This window comes from Burkholderia sp. WSM2232 (genome assembly GCF_000472545.1).
Lineage (GTDB): Bacteria > Pseudomonadota > Gammaproteobacteria > Burkholderiales > Burkholderiaceae > Paraburkholderia.
Genome location: NZ_AWZV01000042.1, coordinates 13,947 through 30,497 on the forward strand (window position 1 = coordinate 13,947; position 16,551 = coordinate 30,497).

Annotated in this window: 15 protein-coding genes; 7 read left to right on the forward strand and 8 right to left on the reverse strand. The window is 64.7% G+C overall.

Annotation, left to right across the window (positions count from 1 at the left end):
* Positions 1–28: 28 nt before the first annotated feature.
* Both F757_RS0127865 and F757_RS0127870 read right to left on the reverse strand, forming a co-directional pair.
* On the reverse strand, positions 29–1,375 hold the full coding sequence (locus tag F757_RS0127865) for a PQQ-dependent sugar dehydrogenase (RefSeq protein WP_027214251.1): 1,347 nt from the start codon (positions 1,373–1,375) through the stop codon (positions 29–31).
* A gap of 37 nt (positions 1,376–1,412) precedes the next feature.
* Positions 1,413–3,077 carry an alpha-amylase family protein gene (locus F757_RS0127870; protein ID WP_027214252.1) on the reverse strand — a complete coding sequence of 555 codons (1,665 nt, stop codon included), beginning with the start codon at positions 3,075–3,077 and terminating at the stop codon, positions 1,413–1,415.
* Between the two features lie 48 nt (positions 3,078–3,125).
* On the opposite strand from F757_RS0127870, the gene F757_RS0127875 reads away from it, so the two are divergent.
* On the forward strand, positions 3,126–4,700 hold the full coding sequence (locus F757_RS0127875) for an alpha-amylase family glycosyl hydrolase (RefSeq protein ID WP_027214253.1): 1,575 nt from the start codon (positions 3,126–3,128) through the stop codon (positions 4,698–4,700).
* Between the two features lie 3 nt (positions 4,701–4,703).
* On the opposite strand, the gene F757_RS0127880 is transcribed toward F757_RS0127875, so the two are convergent.
* Both F757_RS0127880 and F757_RS0127885 read right to left on the reverse strand, forming a co-directional pair.
* A complete protein-coding gene (locus F757_RS0127880) occupies positions 4,704–6,461 on the reverse strand; it encodes an ATP-binding protein (protein WP_027214254.1) in 1,758 nt (585 codons plus the stop codon).
* A gap of 37 nt (positions 6,462–6,498) precedes the next feature.
* Positions 6,499–7,641, reverse strand: a complete 1,143-nt coding sequence (locus tag F757_RS0127885) for a substrate-binding domain-containing protein (protein ID WP_027214255.1) — start codon at positions 7,639–7,641, stop codon at positions 6,499–6,501.
* Between the two features lie 350 nt (positions 7,642–7,991).
* Between F757_RS0127885 and F757_RS0127890 the strand changes: the two genes are divergently transcribed.
* From F757_RS0127890 to F757_RS0127905, 4 genes are all read left to right on the forward strand, one after another.
* Positions 7,992–9,410, forward strand: coding sequence for an ATP-binding protein (locus F757_RS0127890; RefSeq protein ID WP_027214256.1), 1,419 nt, complete (start codon positions 7,992–7,994; stop codon positions 9,408–9,410).
* Positions 9,411–9,419: 9 nt separating this feature from the next.
* Entirely contained in the window at positions 9,420–9,788 is a 369-nt protein-coding gene (locus F757_RS0127895) for a response regulator (RefSeq protein ID WP_027214257.1), read from the forward strand.
* Positions 9,781–10,383 (forward strand): chemotaxis protein CheC, encoded by a 603-nt coding sequence (locus F757_RS0127900; protein ID WP_027214258.1) that lies wholly within the window; start codon positions 9,781–9,783, stop codon positions 10,381–10,383. The genes F757_RS0127895 and F757_RS0127900 overlap by 8 nt, the downstream gene beginning before the upstream one ends.
* A 62-nt stretch (positions 10,384–10,445) precedes the next feature.
* Positions 10,446–11,855 (forward strand): HD domain-containing phosphohydrolase, encoded by a 1,410-nt coding sequence (locus F757_RS0127905; protein ID WP_027214259.1) that lies wholly within the window; start codon positions 10,446–10,448, stop codon positions 11,853–11,855.
* 92 nt (positions 11,856–11,947) lie between these two features.
* On the opposite strand, the gene F757_RS0127910 is transcribed toward F757_RS0127905, so the two are convergent.
* Both F757_RS0127910 and F757_RS0127915 read right to left on the reverse strand, forming a co-directional pair.
* Entirely contained in the window at positions 11,948–12,433 is a 486-nt protein-coding gene (locus tag F757_RS0127910; protein ID WP_027214260.1) for a hypothetical protein, read from the reverse strand.
* Positions 12,433–12,738 carry a DUF6566 family protein gene (locus F757_RS0127915; protein ID WP_027214261.1) on the reverse strand — a complete coding sequence of 102 codons (306 nt, stop codon included), beginning with the start codon at positions 12,736–12,738 and terminating at the stop codon, positions 12,433–12,435. The genes F757_RS0127910 and F757_RS0127915 overlap by 1 nt, the downstream gene beginning before the upstream one ends.
* A gap of 220 nt (positions 12,739–12,958) precedes the next feature.
* Between F757_RS0127915 and F757_RS0127925 the strand changes: the two genes are divergently transcribed.
* On the forward strand, positions 12,959–13,867 hold the full coding sequence (locus F757_RS0127925; protein ID WP_027214262.1) for a DUF72 domain-containing protein: 909 nt from the start codon (positions 12,959–12,961) through the stop codon (positions 13,865–13,867).
* 18 nt (positions 13,868–13,885) lie between these two features.
* Here F757_RS0127925 and F757_RS0127930 read toward each other — a convergent pair whose 3' ends face one another.
* The gene (locus tag F757_RS0127930; RefSeq protein ID WP_027214263.1) at positions 13,886–14,551 is read right to left on the reverse strand and encodes a UdgX family uracil-DNA binding protein; all 666 of its coding nucleotides are present in this window, start codon (positions 14,549–14,551) and stop codon (positions 13,886–13,888) included.
* Positions 14,552–14,837: 286 nt separating this feature from the next.
* Between F757_RS0127930 and F757_RS36325 the strand changes: the two genes are divergently transcribed.
* Positions 14,838–15,008 carry a hypothetical protein gene (locus tag F757_RS36325; protein ID WP_198017965.1) on the forward strand — a complete coding sequence of 57 codons (171 nt, stop codon included), beginning with the start codon at positions 14,838–14,840 and terminating at the stop codon, positions 15,006–15,008.
* Here F757_RS36325 and F757_RS0127945 read toward each other — a convergent pair.
* A complete protein-coding gene (locus tag F757_RS0127945; protein ID WP_027214264.1) occupies positions 14,968–16,122 on the reverse strand; it encodes a GNAT family N-acetyltransferase in 1,155 nt (384 codons plus the stop codon). The two genes, F757_RS36325 and F757_RS0127945, sit on opposite strands and share 41 nt — an antisense overlap.
* Between the last annotated feature and the right edge of the window lie 429 nt (positions 16,123–16,551).

Here is a 16,551-nt window from a genome sequence, read left to right on the forward strand (position 1 = left end):
CGCTCGCCAGCGCCAACAGGGCCCGTCGTCACCGGCCGCTGTAGACGACTTTCCATACGACGTTGCCCACGTCGTCGGCCACATAGAGCGCGCCCGCCCTGTCGACCACCACGCCCACGGGCCGCCCCCATGCGTGCCCGTCGGGGCTCAGAAAACCGCTCAGGAAAGTCTCCGGCATGCCGACCGGCCGCCCCTGGGCGAACGGCACGAAAATGACCTTGTAGCCGCTCGGTTCCTTGCGGTTCCACGAGCCGTGCTGGCCGACGAACGCGCCGCCCCAGTAATGCTGCGGAAAGCTCCGGCCGGTATAGAACGCGAGTCCGAGCGACGCGGTGTGATTGCCAAGCGCATAGTCCGGCGTGAGCGCGCTCGCCACCTTGTCGGGCCGCTGCGCCTTCACGCGCGTATCGACGTGCTGCCCGTAGTAGCTATAGGGAAAGCCGTAGAAACCGCCGTCTTTCACTGCGGTCATGTAGTCGGGCACGAGGTTGTCGCCCAGTTCGTCGCGCTCGTTGACGGCGGCCCACAATGCGCCGCTCTCGGGTTGCCAGTCCATGCCGTTCGGATTGCGCAGTCCCGAGGCGAACACGCGCGAGCGCCCGGTCGCCAGCGTGTATTCGAGAATCAGCGCGCGGCCCTCCTCCTCGTCGACACCGTTTTCGCCGACGTTGCTGTTCGAGCCGACCGTCACATACAGGCGCTGCCCGTCGCGGCTCGCCACCACGTTCTTGGTCCAGTGATGATTGATCGGTCCCGCAGGCAGATCGGCGACCTTCTCGCCGGGCGCCGTGATCTGCGTGTCGCCGGGGCGGTACGGAAAGCGCAGCAACGCGTCGGTGTCGGCCACGTACAGCGAGTTGCCGACGAGCGCCATGCCGAACGGCGAGTGAAGGCCCTCGATCAACACGCTGCGGCTTTGTGCGCTGCTGCCCGCGCCGCGCAGCAGTACGATTCTGTCGGGGCTCGGCACGCCAGCGCCTGCGCGCTTCATCACCAGCTTCATCACCTGCTTGCGAAACCAGCCGACAATGCCCTGATGCTCGTCGTGCTGCTCGGGCGCATTGCTTTCGGCCACCAGCAGATCGCCGTTCGGCAGCGCGTAGAGCCAGCGCGGATGCTCGAGCCCGCTCGCGAACGCGCTCACCGTGAAGCCTTCCGGAGCAATCGGCATGTTCTGGCTCGCGCGCTTCTGCACGGGCGCGATGTTGATGGTCGGCAGCAGCGAGGTTTGCGGCGCCGGCAGTTCAGGGTGCGGTCCGAGCCCCGTGTCGCCGATATCTTCGGCGGTCGACGCGCAGGCCGTCAGGCTGAGCGCGAACAGCACGCCTACAGCGCTCACGCGCGCCTTGCGCAATCCGGCGTAAAGCTTGTTCATCGCATAGTCTCGCAGGTTGGCAAATTCATGAGCGTGTCTAGATTTCGCTGCGTCTTAACAGATAATCGAGCCCGCCCACGCGATACCAGCGGTATCCATAAGGCTCGAGCACGACCGCATGGCGGCCGTCCTCGTTCTCCTCGCTGTGATCGTCCGAGAGAAGGTTGATGAGCCGCTTCTGGCCAGGCTCCGTGCAGCCCGAGCGGAACCGCACCGTGCAGGCCGCGGCGCCGAAGTTATGCAGGCACAGCACCGAGTTGTTGCGCCAGTCGTAGCGAAGCGCGAGCACGTCGCCGCGCGACGCACGCAGCACCTCGAAGTCGCCCCAACTGATCTCCGGCACTTCGCGGCGCATGCGGATCATGCGCTCCATCCAGTTGAGCATGGAATTCGGATCGCGCCGCTGGGTTGCCACGTTGATTCTCTCGAACCCGTAAGCGCCCCCCGTTATCACGCGGCACGGCGGCTTGGGGTGCTTGGTGAAGCCGCCGTGCGGCTCCGTCGACCATTGCATCGGCGTGCGCGCGCATTCGCGCTCGGGCAGGCTGAGGTCGTCGCCCATGCCGATTTCGTCGCCGTAACGGAATACCGGCGTGCCGGGTAAGGTCAGCATCAGGCTGTACGCAAGCTCGAGCCTGCGCCTGTCGCCCGCGAGCATCGGCGCCAGGCGGCGGCGGATGCCGCGCTCGTAGAGCTGCATGTCGGGCTCGGGCGCGAACGCGGCAAACACGGCCTCGCGCTGCTCGGGCGTCAGGCGGCCCAGATCGAGCTCATCGTGGTTGCGCAGGAACACGCCCCATTGCGCGGTCGGCGGACGCGGCCTCGTCGCCGTCAGTGCTTTCTTCAAGGGCGCCGTATCGCCTGTTGCAAGCGTGTAGAAGGTGTTCTGGTTAAGCTGGAAATTGAACATCATCTGCAAGCGCTCGCCTGCGTCGCCGAAATATTCGAGGTCCGTATTGGGCAGCACGTTGGCCTCGGCGAGGATGATCGCGTCGCCCTGACGCCACTGCAGAAACTCGCGAAAGGCGCGCAACATGTCGTATTGCTCGACCGGCTTGCGCACCTTGGGGCCTTTCGTTGCGATCACGAAGGGCACGGCGTCCATGCGGAAACCCGACACGCCAAGCTGGATCCAGAAGCCCATGATCTTCAGCAATTCGGCCTGCACGTAAGGATTGCTGGTGTTCAGGTCGGGCTGGAAGTCGTAGAAGCGGTGGAAATACCAGCGCTTTGCCTGTTTGTCGAACGTCCATGTGGATTTCTGCACGCCGGGAAAAACCACACCGTCTTTCGCATTGGGCGGCTGCCGCTCGGACCACACATACCAGTCGCGATACTGCGAGCCGGGATCGCTGCGTGCTTGCCTGAACCAGGGGTGCTGATCGGACGTGTGATTGACGACCAGATCGATCATCACACGCAGCCCGCGTTCGCGGCACGCATGCGTGAATTCGGAGAAGTCGCCGAGCGTGCCGTATTTCGGGTCGACGTTGTAATAGTCGCAAATGTCGTAGCCGTTGTCGCGGCCCGGCGAAGGCTGGAACGGCATCAGCCAGATCGTCGTCACGCCGAGCCCTTGCAGGTAGTCGAGGCGGCGCAACAGGCCCTTGAAGTCGCCCACGCCGTCGCCATCGGCGTCCATGAACGTGCCTACCGAGAGGCAGTAGACAATGGCGTTCTTGTACCAGAGGTCATTGAGCATGCGATCCGCGCCTCGCGCCTTGACAATCGATCGTTGAGAGGACTTGCAATGTCGGAACTGGCATGGTGGCAACGCGGCGTGATCTACCAGATCTATCCGCGCTCGTTTCAGGACAGCAACGGCGACGGCATCGGCGATCTCGCGGGCATCGCCTCGCGTCTTTCGTATGTCGCCGAGCTGGGCGTGGATGCAGTGTGGGTTTCCCCCATCTATCCGTCGCCCATGGCCGACTTCGGCTACGACGTCGCGGACTACTGCAACATCGACCCGATGTTCGGTACGCTTGCCGACTTCAAGCAATTAGTGGACCGGGCCCACGACCTGGGGCTCAAGGTGCTGCTCGATTTCGTGCCCAACCATTCGTCGGACCGGCACCCGTGGTTCGAGGAAAGCCGCGCCTCGCGTGACAATCCCAAGCGCGACTGGTACCTGTGGCGCGATCCGGCGCCCGACGGCGGCCCGCCCAACAACTGGCTGAGCCGCATGGGCGGCTCGGCGTGGGAATGGGACGCGCGTACCGGCCAGTACTATTACCACGCGTTCCTGCGCGAACAGCCGGACCTGAACTGGCGCAATCCACAGGTGCGCCGCGCGATGGACGACGTATTGCGCTTCTGGCTGGATCGCGGCGTGGACGGCTTTCGCGTCGACGTGCTGTGGCTGCTCATCAAAGACGCGCAGTTCCGCGACAACCCGCCGAACCCGGCGTACGAGCCCGGCCAGCCGGACCATCACCGGCAATTGCAGCGCTACACCGAAGACCAGCCCGAGGTGCACGAGATCGTGCGCTCGATGCGCGCCACGCTCGACGCCTACGGCGAGCGCGTGCTGATCGGCGAAATCTACCTGCCGGTGCCGCAACTGGTCCGTTATTACGGAGCGAACGGCGACGGCGCCGACATGCCGTTCAATTTCCAGTTGCTCAACGCGACGTGGCATGCGGGCGACATCGCCCGCATGATCGGCGATTACGACAGCGCGCTGCCCGAACACGCGTGGCCCAACTGGGTGCTCGGCAATCACGACAATCCGCGCGTCGCCTCGCGCGTGGGCGGGGCGCAGGCACGCGTAGCCGCCGTGCTGCTCCTGACGTTGCGCGGCACGCCGACGCTCTATTACGGCGACGAACTCGGTATGACGGACGGCGTGATCCCGCCGGATCAGGTGCAGGACCCGGCGGAACTGCGTCAGCCCGGCATCGGCCAGGGGCGCGACCCGGAGCGCACGCCGATGCAATGGGACGCGTCGCTGCCCAATGCCGGTTTTACAACCGGCAGGTCATGGTTACCGGTCGCGACTGGGACCAGCGTGCAAACCCAGGACGGCGACGCGTCGAGCATGCTGTCGCTGTATCGCCGGCTGCTGAAGTTGCGGCGCAACAATGCAGCGCTCGTGCAAGGCTCGATTGAGCATGTCGCCGCCTATGGCGACGTGCTCACTTACGAGCGGAATTACCGCAACCAACGCTTGTGGATAGCGCTGAACATGGGTGCAGCGGACGCGCAGGTGCAGTCGCCCGCGGGCACCGTGCTACTATCGACGCTCGCAGGCCGCGACGGTCAGCGGCTCGTCAACGGCATGAACCGTCTTGCGCCCGCAGAGGCGTTGATCGCCTCGATCTGAGGGCTAGGCGCCGCTTGCCGCGAGCGCCTCTGCGGGACTTTTCGGCAGTATCACGCGGAAGGTCGAGCCCTGTCCGACCTCCGAGCGCACCTCGATGCGCCCGCCCTGCTTGCGGACAATGCCGTAGGAGATCGACAAGCCGAGCCCCGCTCCGGTGCCGACCGGCCTCGTAGTAAAGAACGGGTCGAAGATGCGGTCGCGATGTTCCGGCTTGATGCCTTGCCCGGTGTCCTCGATCTCGACCCACACGGTGCTCTCGTCGTGACCGGTGCGCACGGTAATACGGCCGTGCCCTTCAATGGATTGCGCCGCGTTCATCAGCAGATTCATGAACACCTGGTTCAGCTGCGACGGAATGCATTCGAGCTCTGGAATCGCGCCGAACTCGCGCTCGAGCTCCACCTTGTACTTCAACTCGTTCCAGACGACGTTGATGGTCGTATCCAGATTGCTCTCGAGATTGGCCCACTGCTTTTCCGCCTTGTCGACATGCGAGAAGTCCTTCAGGCCCTGCACGATGCGCTTGACCCGCTGCAAGCCTTCCACCGATTCGGACAGCAGTGCGGGAATATCGGTGCGCAGATAGTCGATGTCGATCTCGCGCTTCAATGCGGCCAGCGTGGCGCGTGACTCGGCAATCAGTTCCGCCTCGGTGCGCTCGTAAGCGGCAAGCGCGGTCAGGAGGTCCGCTACATAGCGTTGCAGCGTGCCGAGGTTGGCGTTCACGAAGCCCACCGGATTGTTGATTTCATGCGCGACGCCCGCCGCGAGCTGCCCGATCGAGGCGAGCTTCTCCGACTGCAACAACTGGCTGTGCGCCTGCGCGAGCTCGTTGATGAGCGCCTCCTGGCGGACTTTTTCTTCGCGCAGCGCGGCATATGCGCGGGCCAGTTCGCGTCTGTCCTGCTGGAACTGCTCGACGGCGCGCGCCATGTCGCCGATCTCGTCGCGGCCCTTCACGACACGCGCGGCGTGGGGACCTTGCGCCGCTTCGCCGCTGCGCAGATTGCTGCTGACCACTTCGAGCCGCGCGAGCACGTGCTTGCCGAGAAACGCATGCGCGACGAGCCATGCGAACAGCAGGCTCACTGCAACGAGGCCCGTAATCCAGCGCTCGTTTCGGGCGGACGCCCCGGCGAGCTGCTGCACGGCCTGCTGGAACTCCTGCGTGCATCGATCTGACTGAAGCTGGGCCGACGCTACCATTGCGCTCGCCTGCTGGCTCAGACGGTCGCTGAAGGTATCGCGCGATGCAGACGGCGGCGAAGCAGTGCCCCCGCCTGCATCGCCCTGCCCTGTCGCCGCGCGCAGCGCGGGCTGGATGGCCGCGCGCAGTTCGCTCTCGCGCAACTGCGCGACGATATTCACCGTGTTGCGGAACAACTGGCTCGCCTGATGAAGATCGAGCACGCTGAGGTCGTCATTGGCGGCGGCCAGTCGGTCCGACAGGCGGTCGAAGGTTTCCAGCTGCCTGAGGATGTCGGCATAGCTCGCACGCATCGCGTCGAGCGAGCCGGCGCTCGCCAGCCGCGACGCTTCACGTTCGATCAGCAACGTGTGCTGCACGAGCGTGTCCGCGGCCTGCATGCGGGTGAGTTCGCTGGTGGCGAGCAGGCGCGTCTCGTTCGTCGCCACTCGCAGCGTGTAGACGGCGGTGAGGCCGCTCGTCGCGATCAGCAGTGTGAGCACGACAGTCGCGAGCGTGAATTGCCAGCGTAGCGAGCGCGGCAATCGCGCGAGGCGTATGGCGGCTAGGCGCATGTGCCGGTTCCTGCGGAGTTCTTCATCCTCATGACGGTCACCGCTTCCAGATGCCGCGGTAGATGTCGCGATAGCCGTTGCCGGGATCGAACTGGCCTTGCAAGCCGCCATCGAAGCGGATGTTCGCCGCCGTCACCAGATGAACCGGCGACACATAACCCGTAACCGGCTGATGCGCGAGCAGGCGATTCAGTTCGTCGACCAGTTGCCAGCCCTGCAGATTGAGCGGCTCGGCGACCGTGCCGGTCTGGAACGTTCCCGCCTGGATGCGCAGGAATGCCGCCGCGCTGCCGTCGCCCGCCGACAGCATGCTCAGACCCGGGTTGCGTTCGCCGGCCCGGGTCAGCGCGGGGGCGGCATAGTCGAAGTAGATGTCGTTGATCGCGAGTGCGTAATTCCAGCGCTTGCCGTATTGCGCGAGCAGTTCGTCGGTGAGCGCGGGCATCTGCTCGGCGCTTTTCGAAATCGCGACATCGTGCACGGCAAGCAGCCGGCAATCGCGGCACGCGCGAATCACGTCGAGCATGGCATCCGTCTTGGCTCGCGCGATCTGGAAATTACTGTCGGTAAATACCACCACGCCCGCGCGCGCGCCTGACTGGATCACGGCCGCCATTGCCGTGATACGCGCGACATCCAGCGGATTGGTGGACACGTTCATCGCGACCGGACCGTTCGTCATTGCGCCCGCGACCGGACCGACATGCCAGCCGACGAGCGGAACCTTGCGCGCGGCGAACGGCAGCAAATCCGGCTTCATGTCGGCCGCATCCACGCCGACCAGAATCGCGCCGTCCGGGTGCAACGCGAGCGCAGCCGCAGCCGCCTTGCTGCGGCCCGCGGCAGTTCCGCGCGCGTCGTAGACGCGGGTGTTCCAGCCCATCGCGTTGGCGGCTTCCTTGATGCCTTTGGCGACGCCCAGCACGCCGCCGTTGCGCAAGTCCTCGCTGATGATCGCAATGGTTGCGCCGGGCACTGCGGCCGGGCCCGAGCTCGGTCCGCTCCAGCGTGAAGCCGGCTCGCTCGCGCTATCCACGGCGCGCTGCATCGCGGCCAGATCGAGCGGCGCAGCCCCTGCCGCGCGGCTCGCGGACTGCGGCGCATCCTGCGCACATGCAAGGCGCATGCATAGGCCGCAGAGCACGAGCAGCGTGGCTGTGAGCGCAAGGCGTGAATGCATGACTCCTCCTGAACATTGCCGGACGATGGGCCTCGCAGCCGGTCGACGCAACCGGATTGCGCGCGGCGAGATGTCCCTCTTCATGCTGTTTACGGCGGATTCGCGGCCTGCTTGATACGCCGCGCATGACGGGAAACCCTTGGTCGCGGGCCGTTAGCGTGCGAGCGTCGCCAGCGGCTGTGATTGCGCCCGCGCCCGATGCGTTCTGGACCAGGGTAAATACCGCTCCGTGCCGGGCCCTTGCGCTCCGTTAATTGATTCATAGCGGCGACGCCGGGTCACCACGCAGCAGCACTCACAGGCCCGGCGATGAGAGCGCTGCATGCTTTGTCATTTCACGGGCCATTTCGGTGAAAACCAAACTGTCGGAAGCTATTGTCGAGCGGGTGAATTGCGGGGTCTTCACGGTGGATCGCTCGCTGCGCATTCTCACGTGGAATCGCTTCATGCACTCTCACAGCGGACGTTCGGCCGAATCCGTGGTCGGGCAAAACCTGCTCGACGCGTTTCCCGAGTTGCCGCGGCAGTGGCTGAGCCGCAAGATAGAGGGCGTGTTCGTGCTCGGCACACCTGCGTACTCGTCGTGGGAACACCGCCCGTATCTGTTTCGCTTCGAGCATTCGCGGCCCATCACCGGCACGATCGACGCAATGCGTCAGAACTGCAGCTTCATTCCAATCGAGGACGATCACGGCGAGGTGTTTGCGGTGGGCGTCACGATTGTCGACACGACCGATGTCTGCATCGCCTACGGCGAACTTCAGGACCGCGAGAAAGCGGTGAGCAGCGCGCTCGCCGAACTGACCGTGCGCAACGAGCAGCTTACTTCGCTTAACGAAGCGCTTGCGCATGCGCATCAGCAGTTGCTGCAATCGGAAAAGCTGGCCGCGATCGGTCAGCTCGCAGCGGGCGTCGCGCACGAGATCAACAATCCTGTTGGCTTCGTGCTGTCGAATCTGAACACGCTCGACAACTACGTAAAGACGCTGATCCGCTATGCCGCCGACGTCGAACGCATGGTGAGCGAGGCTACGCCCGCACTGAAAAAAGACCTGCAGACGCTCGCCGAACAGGCGGACCTCGAGTACCTGGTCGGCGACGCCCCCACGCTCGTGAATGAATCGAAGGAAGGGCTCGCGCGCGTGCGCACCATCGTGGTGGATCTGCGCGACTTCTCGCGCGTGGACAGCACACATGTTTGGGAGCTGGCGGACATTCATCGCTGCATCGAGTCGACGCTTAACATCGTGCATAACGAGGTGAAGTACTGCGCGCATCTCGTGCGCGACTATGCCGGAATACCGCTCGTGCGCTGCATCCCCTCGCAGATCAGCCAGGTCGTGCTGAATCTCGTAGTCAACGCGGCGCAGGCGTACGGCGGCAACCACGAGCAGCATGGCGCGCCGCGCGGCACCATCACCGTACGTACTGGCATGGACGCCGCCGATCCGTCGCACGTGTGGTTCGAAATCGCCGATGCCGGTTGCGGCATTCCGCCCGAGCATCTGAAACGTATCTTCGACCCGTTCTTCACGACGAAACCGGTCGGCCAGGGCACCGGCCTCGGTTTGTCGGTGACCTATGGAATCGTCAGCGCGCACCGCGGCACGATTTCCGTGGTGAGCACCGTCGGCGAAGGCACGACGTTTCGCGTCACGCTGCCTGTCGACGCAACCCAGTTTGAAGAAACCAGCGCAACCGAAGCGCTCGCGCCAAACGGCTCGCTGGATGCAATCGCGTTGCCGGCGCAGTCGCCGGCAGCCACATGAGGTAGACCTATGCCATTGCCCGTACTGGTTGTCGACGATTCGACACTCGCCCGAAAACTCTTGATCCGCTCCCTGCCGGAGGAATGGGACGTCGAGATCACCCAGGCGTCGGACGGCGCTGCCGCGCTCGAGCTGTATCGCGCCGGCAAGGGCGCCGTGATCTTTCTCGATCTGACGATGCCCGTCATGAACGGCTTTCAGGTGCTCGAAGCAATCCAGCACGAAGGCCTGGATACATTTGTGATCGTCGTCTCGGCGGACGTGCAGTGCGGCGCCGTCGAGCGTGCGAAGGCCCTCGGTGCGATCGGCTTCATTTCCAAGCCGGTCTCCCCCGAAGCAATCCGGCCGATTCTCGCGGAGTACGGTCTCCATGAATGAACAGTCTCTGAACGAAGACCAGCGCGACGCCTTGCAGGAAATCTGCAACGTAGGCATGGGCAAGGCCGCCGCCGCGCTGGCCAAACTGCTGGGCGCATTCGTCACGCTTTCGGTGCCCGACATCCGTCTGGTCGGCGTCGAACAGTTGCGCACCGCGCTCGGCGCGCAGGACGAAGGCGAATTGCGGCCCGTGCGCCAGGCGTTCCAGTCCGACATATCCGGCGAGGCTATTGTGCTTGTCGGCAAGGACGGCCAGCGCGAACTGCAACAGCTGATGGGCCATGACGTGAGCGCGCCGGACACCGAAGTCGAAGTGTTGTGCGACATCACCAACCTGCTGGTCGGCGCGTGCGTGCAAAGCGTGTTCGAACAGTTGGGCCGGCACATCTGTTTCTCGCAGCCGACGCTGTTGCCGCTCGCGGGCAAGAAGCAGGACGCCCTGCTGCCCGGCGGGCGCTGGGACGTCGCGCTGCTGCTGGAGATTCACTTCACACTCGAGCAAGGCGGCTTCGGCGCGCGCATGGTGCTGCTGTTGCCCGATGCGGCGATCCGCGGAATGAAGGAAGCGCTCGACCACTTTCTCGAGGCGTTGTGAGGTGCGCTCATGCGAGCTGACGCAACAGGCGCTGTCGCGCGAAATCAATCAAGAGGTTAATCATGTCTGAACTCCAGGCAAGCGCTACGCCGGGCGAACCCGGCAACGCCGAACAGGCGGAGCCTGCGTCGTCCGCCGCCGTCGATACGGAAGCCGCACCGGTCCCCACCCTGCTGCTGGTGGACGATGAGCCGGGCGTGATCTCGTCGCTCAAACGCCTGCTGCGCCCATTGAAGTACGAGGTGCTGAGCGCGAACAGCGGCGCGGAGGCGCTCGCGCTGCTCGAATCGGCGCGGGTCGACGTGATCATCTCCGACATGCGCATGCCGAACATGGACGGCGCCGAATTCCTCGCGCGCTCGCGCACCATGACGCCCGACGCCATTCGCATTCTGCTCACCGGCTACTCTGAAGTGGATGCAGTGGTGCGCGCGGTCAACGAAGGCCACGTCTATCACTACCTGCACAAGCCCTGGGACGACCAGGACCTGCTTCTGACGATCCAGCGCGCGCTCGAACAGCTCGCGCTGCACCGCAAGGCCGAACGGCTGACCGCGCTGCTCCAGGAGCAGAACGGCAAGCTGGCGTCGTTCAACATGGAACTGGAGCGCGAGGTCCACGCACGCACCGAGGAAATACGTCAGACTGTGATGTTTCTGGAAGGCGCGCAGCAGGATCTGAAAAGCAACTTTCTGACGATGGTAAAGGTGTGCGCGAACATGGTCGAAATGCGCTGCGGTCTGCCTGGCCATTCGGCGCGCATCGGCGAAACGGCCCGACAGCTGGGCGCCGCGCTGGGCTTAAGCGACTACGCGTGCAACGAACTGCTGATGGCCGGTTTGCTGCATGGCATCGGCAAACTGTTTTTGCCCGATGCATTGCTGAAAACGCCTATCGCCAAGCTGCAACCGCAGGAGGCGAAGCTGTATCAGCTTCATCCGCTGCATGGGCAGATGGCGCTCACGCCGGTGTCGCAATTGAGCGGCGTGCAGACCATGATCCGTCACCAGTACGAACGTTACGACGGGCGCGGCACGCCGGATGGCCTGATCGGCGGACTGATTCCGCTCGGCGCGCGCGTACTGGCGCTCGCGCGCGACGCGGAAGATTTGCGCATCGGCGTAATCGCCCCGCAGAAGATGGGCGACGCGCAGATCATCTCCACCGTGCGCGCGCAGAGCGGAATTCGCTACGATCCCGCGATCGCCGAGAAATACATCGAGCTGCTGACGAAGCACGCCGAATTGACGCCGGAAGGCGTGCCCGACCGCGTCGACGCCTCGCATCTGAAGGAAGGCATGAAACTCGCCGACGACCTGCGCACCTCGCGCGGCACGCTGCTGATGACCAAGGGCAAGGTGCTGTCCGCCGACCAGGTTGCGCAGATTCGCCGCTATGAGCTCCACGAGGGCGAGCCGTTCGTGATTCTGGTCGAGCGCGCGGCGGATGCACGCAAGGTGGAAACGGCCTGAACCTGGAGCCTGGACTTCGAGCCTGAACTCCGGCGCGAAGCCGGGCAGCGGCGCGAGATCCTGCTGCTCGCGCCGGTCGCATTCCGTGCGGTTCAGTCGCTGCTGTTGCCGCGGTAGAGCGCGGCTGCGGCGAAACCGGCCGCAAGCGCGGCGTAGACGTAGAACATCGAGCGCTTCGACAGATGCGCTTCGAAGCCCGGCGTGAGGCGGCTTGGCACCGCGTGATAGTCGACGGTATAGGCGATCGCCGCGGTGGTCGCAGCGGTCGCCGCGATGTCCGCCACGCCCGCGCGGCGCCTGACGCGGCACTGCCAGCGCTCCAGCAGTCCTTCGAACAGCACGCCCCAGAAAATCGCCGACGCCTGGTGGATCGCGAGCCCCGTCAGCGTGAAGCGAGCGCTGGGTCCCGTCTCGCTGAAGGCGCGGCGCGGCCACAGACAATGAGTAACTGCGTTTAGCGGCGCGTACGGCGTGCTGCCGTCCGCGCGCCCCCGCGCGCCCGCTGTGACGGCTGCGGCGCCGCCCGCCGCGGTGCCCGTCACCATCGCGCGGCAGATGAGGTGGACGAGGTGGTTCATCAGCTTGCTCCCGAACCGTGCGCGGAATCCTCGAGGCCGTGGCCGGCCGTTCGCTCGACCAGATAACAGCCGCGCTCCACGCCGTCGCGCAGGGCCTCGGCGTGCGTCGTCCATTCCGGCGTAACCGGTTCCACGTCGGGCAACGGCAAGGGTCGGCCCTCGACCGAAGCCTCGATTAGCGCGACCCACGCGCCGCGGTCGTTCTGCTTCGCGCTGACCACGATGTCCACGCCGCGATGCTTGACGCTCATCGTGCCGTCGCTGTGCGTCTCCAGGTCCGTGCTGCGAAAATCCGTGCCTGCCATGCGTGCCTCCAGAGTGTTTGCGCGCCATGCGTTAAGCGGTGCATGGCGCGATGCGGTTGCGCCATGCGTTAAGCCATGCGTTGCCCACCATCGCGCGATCCGCCGTGTGCGGATGCATTGCCCAATACGCGGGTGCAGCAACCTCTGTGCCCCGCAATGGCACGCGCATTGCTGCCCTCGGGGTCCACACCTCGATCTTCAAGACGATCCGGACAGCGAAGTGAAAAGCACATCAGACGGAATTCACATCGGCATTTCGGGCTGGCGCTACAAAGGATGGCGCGGAACGTTCTATCCGAAGGGCCTGAAGCAGGCCAACGAGCTGCAGTACGCGGCGGGCCTCATGCAGACGATCGAAATCAACGGCACGCACTACAGCCTGCAATCGCTCGACAGTTGGCAGAACTGGTATGCGCAAACGCCGCCCGGATTCGTGTTCAGCGTGAAAGGCGCGCGCTATCTGACCCACCTGCTGCGCTTTCGCGACGAAACAGCCACCGTGGCATGCGCGAATTTCTTCGCGCAAGGGCTGCTTGCGCTGAAGGACAAGCTGGGGCCGATACTGTGGCAGTTTCCACCATCGCTGCGCTTCGACCCTGAGCACATGGAGCGGTTTCTGAGCCTGCTGCCGCGCGACACGGAAGCTGCGCTGGCGCTAGCGCAGCAGCACGACCAGCGCGTGAAGACGCCCTATCTGCAGATCGACCGCAAGCGCAAGCTGCTGCACGCGGTGGAAGTGCGTCATGAGAGCTTCGTCGATCCGGCGTTCGTCAGGCTGCTGCGTCGGCACAAGGTTGCGCTCGTCGTGTCGGATTCGACCGAAGCCTGGCCGCAGTTCGAGGATCTGAGCGCGGGCTTTGTCTACATGCGGCTGCACGGCACCGAAACCAAATACTCGGGCGAGTACTCCGATGCATCGCTCGAACGCTGGGCGCGCAGGATCGAGGCATGGAGCCGTGGCGCACAACCCGTCGATGCGCGTCTTGCCGCACCGCAACTGCAGCCCCCTCGCGCGCAAACGCGCGACGTGTACTGCTATTTCGACAACGACGCAAAGACGAACGCGCCTTTCGATGCACAAAGACTCATGGAGCGCCTTGGGCTGCACGCGCACGAAGCGGCGGCCTGACAGCATGTCAGGCCGCCGCTATTTTTTGTGCCGCTGCGCGAGCTTTTTCGCGTCTTGCAGCGCGGCGACAATTGCCGCGTAGGCACGCTGGCGCGTTTCGGGGTCCGGCGCCCGCAGAGCAAACGACGGGTGATACGTCGCGACCACCAGACGGTCGCCATGTTCAATGACCTTGCCGATCGAATCCTGCAAGCGCGACTTCGAATCTTCGAGCACGGCCCTCAAGGCAGTAGCGCCCAACGCCACGATCACCTGTGCGCCCACGCTTTCCATTTCGCGCTCCAGCCAGTAGTGGCACGCGTCCACCTCGCGTTGCGCCGGCGTTTTATGCATGCGGCGCTTGCCACGTGGCGTCCATTTGAAATGCTTGACGGCGTTGGTCACATACACTTCCTTGCGCGCAACGCCCGCCTCTGCGAGAGCATCGTCGAGCAATGCGCCGGCCGGTCCGACAAACGGCAGGCCCGCCAGATCCTCCTTGTCGCCGGGCTGCTCGCCGACCATCATGATCGGCGCGCGCCGTGGACCCGCGCCGGGCACGCCCTGCGTCGCATTGGCCCACAACGCGCAGCGGCGGCAAGCGTCGAGCGTTGCGGGGTGCTGGTCGGGATCGACTTCGGGGCTCGCAGCGGTTTCACCTTCTGCCGCTGGCGTGCCTTTGGATGTGCGCCGGGTAGTGGCCATGATTCGTCGCGTTACGCTTCTCGCTTGTGGATGGAGCATGTGGCGGATAACGACGCCAAGCAAACCTCGTTCCGGACAGGCTCGCGTGGCGACGCCAGGTTCAGGCGCGCAATGTGCTTGAAGATGGTCCCGCAGACGATCTCGCGGTAGCAGCGCTAGCGGCGCTACCGGCGCGCGACTCGTGCGCTATTGCACCGTGACTGGATCTGCGGCTCATCGGGGCGCACGGTAAGTTTTTCACGGCAGGCTGCCGGCGCCATGAGCCGAAACTACAAGGAGAAAAACGATGACCCTGCTTATCTACCTGGTCGGATGGATTATTTTTATCGGCGGCGTGGCGTGGGGATTGATGGCGCTTCATGTCGCGCAGCATGTCATCGCGATCGTAGCTGTGATTCTGTTAGGTATCGCGGTGATCACCGGCGCGACGCGAGCGCGCAATCGCGACCGCTCGTAGCGCGATGCGTGCGCCTGCGCGCGCCGGATGCGAGCGCGCGGGCAAGGCGCCGCGCGCGGATCGCAAGCAGTCCCCAGCTCGAGTTGACGATCTGCGTGGTCCATGCGCTCGACGCTTCGCCGCGCGCCCAATACGCCTTAAAACGCTCCGCGCCGACACCGAAGTCGAGGTCGTAGCCGTTGTCGAACGCCCACTTCACGCATTGCTCGACTGCGATGAGGCCCGGGCAGCAGCGTCCGTAATATGGGTCGTAGCCTGCGAAAATCGCGCTCGCCCACGGGTTGCCCACACTGACGATAATCCCCGCAACCGGCGCGTCGTTTAATGTCACGACAATGAGGCGCGCCATCGACGGCACCTGCCCCGAATGAATCAGCTTGCCGAGAAACAGTTCGAACGCGGTCGAGTCGAGCCACACACTGCGTTTGCCGACGCGGTCGCTCCAACTGCGCTTACAGTTGAACATCCATTCGATAAGCGAGGCCGTCTCGCGCTCTTCGGCCGGATCGAGCACGCGCACTGCGACCGTGCCTTCCTTCGACAGACGTTTGGCGAAAGTGCCGGGCCGCTTGCCGAACAAGGTGCCAAGCGAGCGGCAATAGTCGTCCCACGTGCCCTGCCCGCGCAACCGCGCAGCCGACGCCTGGTGTGCCTCGGTAAACAGCACGTGCCGTTCGCCTGACACAAGCGCGTGCAGGTGAAGCGTCTCGCGAACGTAGGGCAGATGGATGAAGTCCGCGCCGCAGCGCCTGCGCGCTGTGTTCCAGGCGCCTTCTATGAGCGCCGTGGCTGTGGGGTCGTCCGCGACGAGCACGCTCGTATAGTCGCCGCCTTCGGGTCCGAGCGGCACGACGTAGGTCCAGAGCGAGCGCTTGACGGCTTCGAGCGGCCAGATCATGACCAGTTGTCCATCCTCGCGGCCGACGATGCACCGGAGCAGACGTCCGTGCGGCTTCGACACGTGCTGCCATGCCAGCCAGCAGTAGCTGAACGACTGATAGTAGTGGCCCTGCGCGCGAGTCCACAGTGTGTCCCATTCGGGCTGTAGCGCGCGAAATTGCGCTTCGTCGGTGATCACGTCGTAGCGGCGTGCGCGAGGCGTTGTCTTGTCCATACCATCTCACAGGGTGCGGGTCCGCTGGCCGCTTTCTCGTGGCGCTCAGCGTGCGCGGCATGGCTGCGCGGCGGCAGCGCACGCTTGCCGGCGCGGCTTCGCGCAGATGTGACGACGAGCATGCACCTCGCGCGTGGCGGCGTGTGTGCGCGGCCGCACGCTTGACTGCTCATGTGGGTGTGATGCGGACTCATGCGGGACTCATGCGGGACTCATGCGGGACTCATGCCGGACTCATGCCGGAGTCATGCCGGAGTCATGCCGGAGTCATGCCGGAGTCATGCCGGACTCATGCCGGACTCATGCCGGAGTCATGCCGGGCTCATGCCGGAGTCATGCCGGGCTCAGGCCCGCGACCATTTCGCTTCTGCTGCTAAGAATCGGCCAAATGCTTCGTTGCTCCGGGCGTGCCGTATGCCGTACCGTTGC

Coding starts and splice junctions, on each gene's coding strand:
- F757_RS0127875 (WP_027214253.1), top strand. CDS start 3,126: ATGTCGGAACTGGCATGGTGGCAACGCGGCGTGATCTACCAGATCTAT.
- F757_RS0127900 (WP_027214258.1), top strand. CDS start 9,781: ATGAATGAACAGTCTCTGAACGAAGACCAGCGCGACGCCTTGCAGGAA.
- F757_RS0127910 (WP_027214260.1), bottom strand. CDS start 12,433: ATGAACCACCTCGTCCACCTCATCTGCCGCGCGATGGTGACGGGCACC.
- F757_RS0127930 (WP_027214263.1), bottom strand. CDS start 14,551: ATGGCCACTACCCGGCGCACATCCAAAGGCACGCCAGCGGCAGAAGGT.
- F757_RS0127905 (WP_027214259.1), top strand. CDS start 10,446: ATGTCTGAACTCCAGGCAAGCGCTACGCCGGGCGAACCCGGCAACGCC.
- F757_RS0127885 (WP_027214255.1), bottom strand. CDS start 7,641: ATGCATTCACGCCTTGCGCTCACAGCCACGCTGCTCGTGCTCTGCGGC.
- F757_RS0127865 (WP_027214251.1), bottom strand. CDS start 1,375: ATGAACAAGCTTTACGCCGGATTGCGCAAGGCGCGCGTGAGCGCTGTA.
- F757_RS0127945 (WP_027214264.1), bottom strand. CDS start 16,122: ATGGACAAGACAACGCCTCGCGCACGCCGCTACGACGTGATCACCGAC.
- F757_RS0127915 (WP_027214261.1), bottom strand. CDS start 12,738: ATGGCAGGCACGGATTTTCGCAGCACGGACCTGGAGACGCACAGCGAC.
- F757_RS0127895 (WP_027214257.1), top strand. CDS start 9,420: ATGCCATTGCCCGTACTGGTTGTCGACGATTCGACACTCGCCCGAAAA.
- F757_RS0127870 (WP_027214252.1), bottom strand. CDS start 3,077: ATGCTCAATGACCTCTGGTACAAGAACGCCATTGTCTACTGCCTCTCG.
- F757_RS36325 (WP_198017965.1), top strand. CDS start 14,838: ATGACCCTGCTTATCTACCTGGTCGGATGGATTATTTTTATCGGCGGC.
- F757_RS0127880 (WP_027214254.1), bottom strand. CDS start 6,461: ATGCGCCTAGCCGCCATACGCCTCGCGCGATTGCCGCGCTCGCTACGC.